The following is a 10,996-nucleotide window of genomic DNA, read 5'->3' as shown; positions in this document are numbered from 1 at the left end:
GCAGCACCCGCAGCGACCTCACTCGTGCACTTGAAGCCTGGTCATTTCAGGGACTTCATCGTGTGCTCATGTCGGTCGTCCTACCCTGCTAGCGACCCTCGCCCGATCGGGATGACCGGACGTAGTGGTTGGCGCATCGACGTGCTCGGCCAGCACACCATGGTCAAGGACCTCGGTGATTCGCAGCGCACGCCCAAAGGCGCGGCGCCGCACCGCCAGCGCGAAGCAGGCCGGATCCGGGTGCATGTTCGCTCCCCGACCCGGCAGCCTGCGGAGCGGATCAGGCCGGAGACTGTAACCAGCCTCGTCCCTGACCGCGACGATCCGCAGCAATTCGCTGGCCGGCGCACGTTGCCGGCAACCCACACAGGTGCGCTCCGGCTTTGCGCGTCGTACCACTGGAGGAAGTCTACCCCTAGCTGCCCGAGATCGCGCCGCCCGGCTCCCGCACGTGATCAGCTGCCCCCCGCGCGGCCGGTGCCGTCTGCTCCGCATCGGACCGAATGTCGATTCGCCAACCGGTCAATCGGGCCGCGAGTCGGGCATTCTGCCCCTCCCGGCCGATCGCGAGCGAGAGCTGAAAGTCGGGAACTGTCACCCGAGCGGCCCGGTTGGCCAGGTCGACCACCTCGACCCGCAGTGCCTTGGCCGGCGACAGAGCGTTGCCGACGAAAGTGGCGGGGTCGTCCGACCAGTCGATGATGTCGATCTTTTCACCGTGCAGCTCACTCATCACGGCGCGCACACGCTGGCCCATCGGGCCGATACACGCACCCTTGGGGTTCACACCGGGGGTGGTGGAGCGCACGGCGATCTTCGTACGGTGACCTGCCTCACGGGCGATCGCACCGATCTCCACCGTGCCGTCGGCGATCTCCGGCACCTCCAGCGCGAACAGCTTCTTGACCAGCGCCGGGTGCGACCGGGACAGGGTGATCTGCGGCCCGCGCATGCCCTTGGCCACGTGCACCACGACACAGCGGACCCGCTCGCCGTGGGCGTACCGCTCGCCGGGCACCTGCTCGGACTGCGGCAGCACGCCCTCCAGCTTGCCCAGGTCGACGCTGACGATGCCCTTCTCGGTACGCGTCTCGTGCGCCTGCACCACGCCGGTGACCAGGTCACCCTCGCGGCCCACGTACTCACCGAAGTGCACCTCGTCGGTGGCCTCCCGCAGTCGCTGGAGGATCACCTGCTTGGCCGTCATGGCGGCGATCCGGCCGAAGTCGTGCGGGGTGTCGTCCCACTCCCGCACCAGGCTGCCGTCCTCGTCCATCTCCTGGGCGTACACCAGGGCGGCGCCCGACTTGCGGTCGATCTCCACCCGGGCGTGCGCCTCGGCGCCATCGGTGTGCCGGTAAGCGGTCAGCAATGCGGTCTCGATCGCCGCGAGAATCGTGTCGAACGGGATCTCCCGCTCGCGCTCGAGTGCGCGCAGCGCCGCGAGGTCGATGTTCACCTCTCCTCGTCCTCCACATCATCTTCGTCGTCGATGTCGTCTGAATCGTCGATCTCGTCTGAATCGTCCGCGTCGTCGAACTCTTCGTCCGGCTCACCGAGCTCGGCGAGCCGGGTGAACTCGACCTGCACGCGACCCGGGCCCAGCTGGGCGTACGCCCAGGAGGCACGGCCGTCGTCGGTCTCCAGCTGCACGCCCTCGTCGTCGGCCCCGACCACCCGGCCGGTCAGCTGGCGGTCACCGGCGGGCTGCTCGCCACGCTGGCCAGGCAGCGCGGCCGCGCCCCGGACGGTGACCTTGACCAGCCGGCCCACGTTGCGCCGCCAGTGGCGGGGCAGGGTGAGCGGCCGGTCGACGCCCGGCGAGCTGACCTCCAGCTGGTATTCCCCGGCGACGATGTCGCCACCGGCCTCCTCCGCGGCGTCCAGCGCGGTCGAGACGGCGCGGGAGACGTCCGCGACGGCGTCCAGGTCGATCCCGCCGTCGGCGTCCACCATCACCCGCACCACGTGCCGGCGACCGGCCCGGGAAACCGACAGGTCCTCCAGGTCGTAGCCGGCGTCGTTGACCACGGGCTCGATCACGTCCCGCAAGCGGGCACGCCGCGCGGCGAGGTCACCGCCACGGGGACCCGCGCCATCGCGGGGTCGACCCGTCGGCCTGGTGGCACGGCCACGCTGCGTCATCTCCGCACCTTTCCCTGGTCGACGGCGACCGGTCGTCTCGCCATGCCGGCACGCCACCGGAGCGGACACGCCGGTGGCTGCGCAGAGCGTAACGCGCCTGCCCGGCGGCGGACCGGGCGGCGCACCGACGCCGGTGGCCCCCGGACCGGCGCGCATGGTGTTGACTTGCCCGGTGGGGAACGGCAGAACGACACAGCGCGACCAAGCATCCGGACATTCCCGGCGAAAGCTCCTGAGCGTCGGGTCGCTGCTGGTGCTCGGCGGCACCACGGCGCCGCTGACCGGCTGTGATCTTTTCGACCGCGACGATCAACCAGCACCACCGCCGGACCCGCTGCGGCCGATGGTGGACGAGTCACTCGCGCTGGCCGCCGAATACCGGACGAACGCCACCGCGCACCCCGAGCTGGCCGGCCGACTCGACCCAATCGCCGAGGCGCACACCGCGCACGCCACCGAGCTGGCCCGGGTGATCGGCGTCGCCCTGCCCTCGGCGGTCGCCGCCACCCCGACCACCGCCCCGGCGGCCGACCCGGCCGGCGCGCTCGCCGCCCTGCGCGCCCTGGAGAAGACCGCCCAGCAGTCGGCCACCGTCGCCTGCGCCGCGGCACCCGCGGAGCGGGCGGCACTGCTCGGGTCGATCGTCGCCGCCCGGGCCACCCACCAGGAGGCACTGAAGTGAGGCAGCCGTCCGCCGGGGAGGCGCTCGCCTCCGCCCTGTCCGCCGAGTACGCGGCCATCTACGCCTACGGGCGGATCGGTGTCCAGCTCACCGGGGCGGCACGGGACGCGGCACACCAGGCCGAGACCGCGCATCGACGCCGACGCGACACGCTGGTGGTGCAGCTCAGCACTGCCGGCGGTGTCGTGCCGCCGGACCGCGCCGGGTACGCGCTGCCATTCCCGGTCACCGACCGGGCAAGCGCTCTGCGGCTCGCCGCCGAGATCGAGGAGCGCACGGCCGCGCACTGGCGAGCAGCTCTGGCGTCCACCACCGGCGCCGACCGGGACCAGGCGCTGGCCGCCCTTGTCGAGTACGCCGTACGGGCCACCCGGTGGCGAAAGACGGGCGGGCTGACCCCGCTGACTGTCCCGTTTCCCGGTCGACCGACCTGAACCGGGCCGCTCCGGTTGCGGTGCGCATACCAGGTATGCATACTCCGTTGCCATGTCCATCCGTCACGGGTTGCTCGCCCTGCTCGAACGCGGCCAGATGTACGGCTACCAGCTGCGCGCCGCGTTCGAGGAGTCGACCGGCTCGACCTGGCCGCTGAACATCGGGCAGGTCTACACCACGCTGTCCCGGCTGGAACGGGACGGTCTGGTGCGCCCGCTGCCGGAGAGCGAGGCCGGGCAGCGCCCGTACGAGATCACCGACGCGGGCCGGGCGGACCTGGCGCTGTGGTTCGCCACCCCGGTCAGCCGTACCGACCGGCCCCGCGACGAGCTGGCGATCAAGCTGGCGTTGGCGCTGACCACCCCCGGCGTGGACGTCCGCTCGGTGGTGCAGGCCCAGCGCAGCGCGACGATGCGGGCGCTGCAGGAGCTGACCCGGTTGAAGTACGGCAGCAACCGGCCGGAGGACCTCCCCTGGCGCCTCGTGCTGGACTCGATGGTGTTCCAGGCCGAGGCGGAGGTGCGCTGGCTGGACCACTGCGAGACCAGTCTGGTTCGGCACCAGCCCAGCGGTCCGGCACCTCCCCCACCCCGACCGGATGACGCCGCCGCGCGTGACGCGGCGCGATGGGCCGGCGAGGAGGCACGACGGTGAGCGGGTCGGACGACGCGGTGCTGGAGCTACGCGCCGTCCACCGCACCCATGGCGCAGGACCGGCGGCGGTGCACGCGCTGCGGGGCGTCAGCCTGGTCGTTCGGCCCGGCGAGCTGGTCGCCGTCATGGGCCCGTCCGGCTCTGGCAAGTCGACGTTGCTGGCCCTCGCCGGTGGGCTGGACCGCCCGACCGACGGCGAGGTACGGGTCGAGGGGCAGACGCTCGGGGAACTGGACCGTCGTGGGCTGGCCCAGGTGCGCCGCCGCCGGATCGGCTACATCTTCCAGCAGCTCAACCTGCTGGGCAGCCTCAGCGCCTTGGAGAACGTGGCGCTCCCGCTGGAACTCGACGGTGTCAGCGGACGCCGCGCCCGGGCGCTGGCCATGGCCGCGCTCACCGAGGTGGGCCTGCCCGCGCTGGGTGACCGCTTCCCCGACCAGCTCTCCGGCGGGCAGCAGCAGCGGGTGGCCATCGCCCGCGCGCTGGTGGGCGAGCGACGGCTGGTGCTCGCCGACGAGCCCACCGGGGCACTGGACTCGCAGACCGGTGAGGCGGTGCTGCACCTGCTGCGCCGCCGGATCGACGCGGGCGCCGCCGGGGTGCTGGTCACCCACGAGGCGCGGCACGCCGGCTGGGCCGACCGGGTGGTGTTCCTCCGCGACGGCGTGCTGGTCGACACGACGGCACCGCTGAGCAGCGTCGACCAGCTGCTGTCCGGAAGCGAGCGGTGACCATCCGGCGTGTCCTGCGGAAACCTGGCGGGGTCGACACCTCCCCGGCGCGGCCGACCGCGCCACCCGCCCACGTCGGCCGTCGGCGGATCGCCGAACTGACCGGCTCCTGGCGGACGGCGCTGCGGATCGCCCGACGGGAGTCACGCCGGGCCCGGCGACGGACCGCCCTCGTGCTCGCGATGATCGCCCTGCCGGTGGCTGTGCTGGCCTTCCTGGCGGCGAGCTACGACATGGCCGACCTGACCCCGCGGGAACGCGTCGAACGCCGGCTCGGCGTGGCCGACGCGGAGCTGCGCTGGGTCGCCGACAACCCGGTGGTACAGGACGAGTGGGGTGACGGCTGGAACACGTCAGACGGCGAGCACGTCCCCGCTGTCCGGGTCACCGCCGCGCAGGTGACCGCACTGCTCGGGCCGGGCAGTCGGGTCACCGAGGTGCGCCCCCACGTTCCGCTGACGCTGCGGGGTCCACACCGCGACGAGGACGTGGATGGGCGGGTGCTGGACCTCAACGACCCGTTGGCCCGCGGGCTGGTGCGCTTCCGGGCCGGCCGGGCGCCGCAGCAGCCCGGCGAGGTCGCGGTGAGTCCGGTGGCGTTGCGCCGCCTGGACCTGCGCCTCGGCCACGCCGTGGCCGTCGCGGACGGGAGCAGGGCGTACACCGTGGTGGGGGTCGTCGAGTTCTCGGACGATCTCGGCGCGGTGGTGGCGCTGCACCCGGGGGCCGTGGCACCGACCGGTCCCGAGCCGGACAGCGTCTGGCTGGCGGACGTGCCCGGCGCCGTCGATGCCGCGCTGGTGGCCCGGCTCAACGATCGCGGGGTGGTGGTCGCCCCGCGTCCTCCGGAGGACTCGACGTCCGAACGGAAGCGGATGTGGCTCGGCTCGATCGGCCCGAGCGAAGCCGGCGACCTGAGCACCGGCGTGCTGATCGCCGGTCTCGGGCTGCTGGAGGTCGTGCTGCTGGTCGGGCCGGCCTTCGCGGTCGGCGTCCGTCGACGACGGCGGGATCTGGCGCTGGTCGCGGTGGCCGGTGGGGACGCCGCTCAGCTTCGCCGGGTCGTGCTGGCCGACGGCGTGGTGCTGGGTGTGCTGGGCGCCGCCGCCGGCCTGCTTGTCGGCGTCGGCGCGGCGTTCGCCGGGCGTCCGCTGGTGGAGCAGTACGTCTTCGGCGCCCGCTTCGGCGGTTACCGCTGCTGGCCGACCGCACTGGTGCTGCTCGGTGGGGTCGCGGTGCTGGCCGGGGTGCTCGCCGCGCTGGCACCGGCCTGGACCGCCGCCCGGCAGGACGTCAGCGCCGGGCTCGCCGGCCGACGCACCCCACCCACGACCCGGGCCCGGTGGTTGGCCCTCGGGCTGGCGTTGGTGGCCGGCGGCGCGGGACTGGCGGCGTTCGGGGCCACGCAGACCTCCCCGGCGGTGATCCTCACCGGTCTGATCCTGGGCGAACTGGGCCTGGTGTGCTGCACACCCACGCTGATCGGGGCGCTCGCCCGCCTCGGCCGGGTGTTGCCGCTGGCGCCGCGGATCGCGCTGCGCGATGCCAGCCGCAATCGGGCCGCCGCGGCGCCGGCCATCTGCGCCGTGATGGCCGCTGTCGCCAGCAGCGTCGCGCTCGGTGCGTACCTGGCCAGCGACGGCGAGCGCGAGATGCGCGCCTACCGGCCGGCGCTGCCGACCGGCCACATGCTGGTCAATCCAAACGAGTCGGCCCGGCAGCCCACGCTGGCGCAGGTCGCCGCCGCGGCCCGGGACCAGTTGGGTGTCGGCGCGGTCGCCCCGGTGTACGCGGTGGGCTGTGGGCCGGCGGGCACCGACTACTGCGACGTCGCGCCGGTGCTCCCGCCGGCGCAGGTCTGCCCCTGGCAGCCGGAGGACGCCCTGTCCGAGTCGCACCGCCGGCAGGCCCGGGCCGACCCGCGCTGCGGGATCCGCGAGGCGGACTACTTCGGCGGCTACGTGCAGACCGTGGTCGACGACGGGACCGCGTTGCCGCTCCTCACCGGCGTGGAACCGGCGACGACCGCCGCCGCGGCGGCGGTGCTGCACGCCGGAGGCGTGGTGGTGACCGACCCGCGCTACCTGCACGACGGCGTGGTGACCGTACGCGTCAACCAGGTGGACGACGGGCTGGACCGGCCGAAGGCCGCCCGCGACCTTCCCGGGTACGCGCTGCCCGAGGCTGCCGGCCAGCCCCGCCTGCTGCTGTCCACGTCGGCGGCCCGCCAGCTGGGTCTGAACCCGTCCCCGGCCGGCTGGGTGATCGGCACCACGACCCCGCCCGACGAGGACCAACGGAAGCGCTTCGCCGCCGCCCTGCGGCCCTTCGGGACGATCTCGCTGACCGTGGAGTACGGCGGCGCACCCCGCGACGTCTCACCGCTGCTCCTGCTGCTCGCGGCGGCGGCCGGGCTGATCACGGTGGGGGCGGCCGGAATCGCCACCGCGCTCGCCGCCGCCGAGGGACGCGCCGAGCTGACCACCCTCGCGGCCGTCGGCGCGGCACCAGCGCTACGCCGGGTGCTGGCGATCTGCCAGGCCGGGGTCATCGCCGGTCTCGGTTCGGTGCTCGGCATCGTGGCCGGGCTCGGCACCGCCGCGATCGTGCTGTTCTCGGTCAACCGGCAGTACGCCACCGACTGGCCGGTACCCGACCCGTACCCGTTTCTGGTGCCGTGGCCCGCGCTCGGGGTCCTGGTGCTGGTGCCGGTGGTGGCGATGCTGGGGGCGGGCCTGTTCACCCGCGCCCGGCTGCCGATCGAACGACGGCTGGACTGACTCCGGTGGCGTAGCCACCCGGCTGGCAGCCGTTGGCCACACAGCGCGAGCCGGCCGGTTGACAATCCGGGCGCGTACGGGGGTGCCGCCAAGGCCCGACAGCCGGCAGACTGGTCCGCGTGTCAGTGCTGGGAACTCTCACCCGTCGAGTCGGTCATCACCGCTGGTTCGGCGCCGCCGCACGCCTGCTGGTCCCCGCCGACCGGGTGGTCGGTCGACTCACCCGGGGCCGGGTGGTCGCGCTCGGCCTGATCCCGTCCCTGGTGATCACCACGACCGGCCGCCGCTCCGGCAAGCCTCGCAGCAATCCGCTGCTCTACGTGCCGGACGGCGACGCGTACGTGGTGATCGGCTCCAACTGGGGGCAGACCCAGCAGCCCAGCTGGGCGATGAACCTGCTCGCCGATCCTGCCGCCGAGGTGGACGTGAAGGGTCTGCGGGTTCCGGTGCGCGCGGATCCGGCCACCGGCGCCGAACGGGACCGGCTGTGGCAGTTGCTGGTCACCGAGTGGCCCGCGTACCGCACGTACGTGCAGCGGGCCGGCGGCCGGGAGATCCGCATCTTCCGGCTGGTGCCGACCGGGCGCGGCGCGCCGGCCGCTCCCCCGTCGGCTGGCTAGGCTGACGCTCGGTAGCGGAGGCAGGCGGTCCCGTGAGCGCGAGGAGTGAGCCGGGGTTGCGAGCCCCGCAGTCGCGAACAGTGGGGGCCGGGTGAGCGCGAGGAGTGAGCCGGGGTTGCGAGCCCCGCAGTCGCGAACAGTGGGGGCCGGGTGAGCGCGAGGAGTGAGCCGGGGTTGCGAGCCCCGCAGTCGCGAACAGTGGGGGCCGGGTGAGCGCGAACAGCGAACAGGCCGGTGTCGACCGGGGCCTCGACGATCGACGGTGGACGGTCGCGGAGCGGGTCGCCGAAGCGGTCCGACGGCGGTTCCCGGCCGACGTGCTCACGGTCGCGGTGCACGGGCCCCTGGCGCACGGCGACGACGACGGCGGTGGGGACCGCGAGGCGGGAATGCTGGTGGTCACCTACCGGCCCCGCACCGGCCCGCCGCCAGCGACCCGGCGTGTGGACGGGGTGCTGGTCGATCTGACCGTGGCCGCCGCGGAGGACTACCTGACTCAGGCGCGGGTGCTCTCCCCGCTCTGGCCGCTGACCGCCGACCGGTACGTCACCACGCAGGCGTTGCACGATCCGACGGGCTGGTTGCGGACGCTGCGCGACGAGCATCTCGGCCGGCTGGCCCGGGCCCGGCCGGCGGAGTTCAGCACCGCGGCTCGGCAGGCCTGGTACCGGGGCAGCGCGGCGCACGCCCGGGCCGCCCGGCTCGCCGAGTGGTATGAGACCGACCAGGCCCTGCTGATGCTCGGTGAGGCCCGGCTGGCGGCGGCCACGGTGACCGGTCTGCTGAGCCGCACCTACTTCCGTGACCCCGGGGACGCGGTGCGACGCACCGGGTTGGCCGGCGCGGACATGACCGAGGTCGGTGTGGTGCTGGCCCGGCAGGCCGAGGAGCTTGCCGCCCGTGGTCGTGGGGTCGACGGCACGATCGACGAGCTACTCACGGCCTGACCGGCGTCACAGCCCGCCCTGCACGCCGATCAGCGAGCCGATCAGGTAGGTGGCGGCGGCGGCCGCGGCGCCCAGCAGCAGCTGACGCAGCCCGCTGGTCCACCAGGGCCGGTTGGTGAAGCGGGCCACGACCGCACCGGCGGCGAACAGCCCGAGCCCGCCGACGGCGAGTGCCAGCCACAGCTCGGTGGCGCCGAACAGGTACGTCAGTAGCGGGACCAACGCGCCCACCGAGAAGAACAGGAAGGACGAGATCGCGGCGGTCCACGGGCTGGGCTGGTCGTCGGGGTCGACGCCCAACTCCTCGCGGACGTGCACCCGCAGCGCCTCTTCGGGGTCGCGGCGTACCGCTTCGGCGACCTGGGTGGCGAGATCCCGGGGAAGGCCACGGGCCACCCACGCGTCGGCCAACTCCCGGGCCTCCGCTTCGGGGTGCCGTTCCAGCTCCCGTCGCTCCTTGGCCACCTCGGCGGCGACCTGCTCGTTGGCGGAACGCACGCTGGTGTACTCGCCGAGCCCCATCGAGATCGCACCGGCCACCAGGCCGGCGGAGCCGGTCAGCACGATGCTTCGTGGCGACACCCCGCCGCCGCCGACACCGGCGATCAGGGCGATGTTGGTGACCAGTCCGTCCATCGCTCCGAAGACCGCCGGGCGCAGCCAGCCGCCGGAGACGTCCGCGTGGTGCGCCTCGCGCAGGGCCGCTGGGGTGTCGGTCACGGCAGGGTCAGGATCTCGTGGCCGTCGTCGGTCACGACGATGGTGTGCTCGAACTGGGCCGTCCACCTGCGGTCCTTGGTGACGACGGTCCACCCGTCGTCCCACATGTCGTACTGGTAGGTGCCGAGCGTGATCATCGGCTCGATGGTGAACGTCATCCCGGGCTCCATGATGTCCGTGGGGCGCGGGCTGTCGTAGTGCGGCACGTAGAGCCCGCTGTGGAAGGACTCGCCGATGCCGTGGCCGGTGAAGTCGCGGACCACGCCGTAGCCGAACCGCTTGGCGTACGACTCGATGACCCGGCCCACCACGTTGATCTGGCGACCCGGCTTGACCGCACGGATGCCGCGCATCATCGCCTCGTGGGTCCGCTCGACCAGCAGCCGGGCCTCGTCGCTGACCTCGCCGACGCAGAAGGTGGCATCGGTGTCACCGTGCACCCCACCGATGTACGCGGTCACGTCGACGTTGATGATGTCGCCGTCCTGCAGCACCGTGGAGTCCGGGATGCCGTGGCAGATGACCTCGTTGAGGCTGGTGCAGCAGGACTTCGGGAAGCCCTTGTAGCCCAGGGTCGACGGGTACGCGCCGTGGTCGCAGAGGAACTCGTGCACCACCTTGTCGATCTCGTCGGTGGTCACACCGGGCTTGCTGTGCTCGCCGGCGAGCTGGGTCGCCTGGGCGGCGAGCCGGCTCGCGAGCCGCATCTTCTCAATGGTCTCCGGCGTCTGCACGTGCGAGCCACGCCACTCCTGCGGACGCTTCTTGCCCACGTACTCCGGTCGGGCGATCTGGGATGGCACCGGTCGCATCGGGGAGAGCGTGCCGGGTGTCAGCGGCGGACGGACGGTCATGCCTCAAGCCTATCGCCGGGGGCGCTGGTGACCCGCGCCACGGCCGCTCCGGGCCGGTTGTTGCCCTGCCAGGTCGGCTGTGCCATGGTGTCTGCGTGGATCAAGGGGGAGCACCACCTGTCTTCTCCGCCAGCGCGGAGATCGACGGTGATCACCTCCACGTGGTGGTGGCCGGTGAGGTCGACATGGCGACCGCCGACACCATGCTCCAGACCGCACTGCGCGAGCCCGCCGGGCAGATCACCCTCGACCTGAGCGCGGTCACGTTCTTCGACTCGGCCGCCATCCACGCCCTGGTCCGGCTCGCCCAGCAGTTTCCAGGCACGCTCACCGTCCTGCCGTCCCGGCAGGTCCGCCGGGTGCTGGAGATCTCCGGCCTGGGCGAGCAGAGCTGGCTCAGCCCGGCCTGAGACACCCCGGCCGCCGCC

At 73.2% G+C, this 10,996-nt stretch carries 13 protein-coding genes; 8 read left to right on the top strand and 5 right to left on the bottom strand.

Annotation, left to right across the window (positions count from 1 at the left end; all coding sequences use genetic code 11):
* Positions 1 to 66: 66 nt before the first annotated feature.
* The 3 genes from PCA76_RS07295 to rimP are packed head-to-tail and all read right to left on the bottom strand — an operon-like array spanning position 67 to position 2,145.
* The gene (locus tag PCA76_RS07295; protein WP_336298051.1) at positions 67 to 399 is read right to left on the bottom strand and encodes a YlxR family protein; all 333 of its coding nucleotides are present in this window, start codon (positions 397 to 399) and stop codon (positions 67 to 69) included.
* Positions 400 to 415: 16 nt separating this feature from the next.
* A complete protein-coding gene (gene nusA / locus PCA76_RS07290; protein WP_272616234.1) occupies positions 416 to 1,459 on the bottom strand; it encodes a transcription termination factor NusA in 1,044 nt (347 codons plus the stop codon).
* Positions 1,456 to 2,145, bottom strand: coding sequence for a ribosome maturation factor RimP (rimP, locus tag PCA76_RS07285; RefSeq protein ID WP_272616233.1), 690 nt, complete (start codon positions 2,143 to 2,145; stop codon positions 1,456 to 1,458). Before rimP ends, nusA begins: the two co-directional genes overlap by 4 nt.
* A 154-nt stretch (positions 2,146 to 2,299) precedes the next feature.
* On the opposite strand from rimP, the gene PCA76_RS07280 reads away from it, so the two are divergent.
* From PCA76_RS07280 to PCA76_RS07250, 7 genes are all read left to right on the top strand, one after another.
* The gene (locus PCA76_RS07280) at positions 2,300 to 2,827 is read left to right on the top strand and encodes a hypothetical protein (RefSeq protein WP_272616231.1); all 528 of its coding nucleotides are present in this window, start codon (positions 2,300 to 2,302) and stop codon (positions 2,825 to 2,827) included.
* Positions 2,824 to 3,261 carry a ferritin-like domain-containing protein gene (locus PCA76_RS07275; protein WP_272616229.1) on the top strand — a complete coding sequence of 146 codons (438 nt, stop codon included), beginning with the start codon at positions 2,824 to 2,826 and terminating at the stop codon, positions 3,259 to 3,261. The genes PCA76_RS07280 and PCA76_RS07275 overlap by 4 nt, the downstream gene beginning before the upstream one ends.
* A 52-nt stretch (positions 3,262 to 3,313) precedes the next feature.
* Positions 3,314 to 3,916, top strand: coding sequence for a PadR family transcriptional regulator (locus PCA76_RS07270; RefSeq protein WP_272616228.1), 603 nt, complete (start codon positions 3,314 to 3,316; stop codon positions 3,914 to 3,916).
* Positions 3,913 to 4,647, top strand: a complete 735-nt coding sequence (locus PCA76_RS07265) for an ABC transporter ATP-binding protein (RefSeq protein ID WP_272616227.1) — start codon at positions 3,913 to 3,915, stop codon at positions 4,645 to 4,647. Before PCA76_RS07270 ends, PCA76_RS07265 begins: the two co-directional genes overlap by 4 nt.
* Positions 4,644 to 7,427 carry an FtsX-like permease family protein gene (locus PCA76_RS07260; protein WP_272616225.1) on the top strand — a complete coding sequence of 928 codons (2,784 nt, stop codon included), beginning with the start codon at positions 4,644 to 4,646 and terminating at the stop codon, positions 7,425 to 7,427. Before PCA76_RS07265 ends, PCA76_RS07260 begins: the two co-directional genes overlap by 4 nt.
* A gap of 119 nt (positions 7,428 to 7,546) precedes the next feature.
* Positions 7,547 to 8,047: a nitroreductase/quinone reductase family protein gene (locus PCA76_RS07255; protein WP_272616224.1), complete on the top strand. Its 501-nt coding sequence runs from the start codon at positions 7,547 to 7,549 to the stop codon at positions 8,045 to 8,047.
* A 209-nt stretch (positions 8,048 to 8,256) separates the two neighbouring features.
* On the top strand, positions 8,257 to 8,994 hold the full coding sequence (locus PCA76_RS07250; protein WP_272616222.1) for a nucleotidyltransferase domain-containing protein: 738 nt from the start codon (positions 8,257 to 8,259) through the stop codon (positions 8,992 to 8,994).
* A gap of 6 nt (positions 8,995 to 9,000) precedes the next feature.
* Here the strand turns inward: PCA76_RS07250 and PCA76_RS07245 are convergent, their stop codons facing one another.
* Both PCA76_RS07245 and map read right to left on the bottom strand, forming a co-directional pair.
* Positions 9,001 to 9,714, bottom strand: coding sequence for a VIT1/CCC1 transporter family protein (locus tag PCA76_RS07245; RefSeq protein ID WP_272616220.1), 714 nt, complete (start codon positions 9,712 to 9,714; stop codon positions 9,001 to 9,003).
* Positions 9,711 to 10,568 carry a type I methionyl aminopeptidase gene (map, locus tag PCA76_RS07240; protein WP_272616218.1) on the bottom strand — a complete coding sequence of 286 codons (858 nt, stop codon included), beginning with the start codon at positions 10,566 to 10,568 and terminating at the stop codon, positions 9,711 to 9,713. Before map ends, PCA76_RS07245 begins: the two co-directional genes overlap by 4 nt.
* A 95-nt stretch (positions 10,569 to 10,663) precedes the next feature.
* On the opposite strand from map, the gene PCA76_RS07235 reads away from it, so the two are divergent.
* Positions 10,664 to 10,978 carry an STAS domain-containing protein gene (locus PCA76_RS07235; protein WP_272616216.1) on the top strand — a complete coding sequence of 105 codons (315 nt, stop codon included), beginning with the start codon at positions 10,664 to 10,666 and terminating at the stop codon, positions 10,976 to 10,978.
* Positions 10,979 to 10,996: the final 18 nt, after the last annotated feature.

It is taken from the genome of Micromonospora sp. LH3U1 (assembly GCF_028475105.1).
Lineage (GTDB): Bacteria > Actinomycetota > Actinomycetes > Mycobacteriales > Micromonosporaceae > Micromonospora.
Note: the sequence above shows the minus strand (reverse complement) of the source record. Positions and strands in the feature narration are given on the sequence as shown.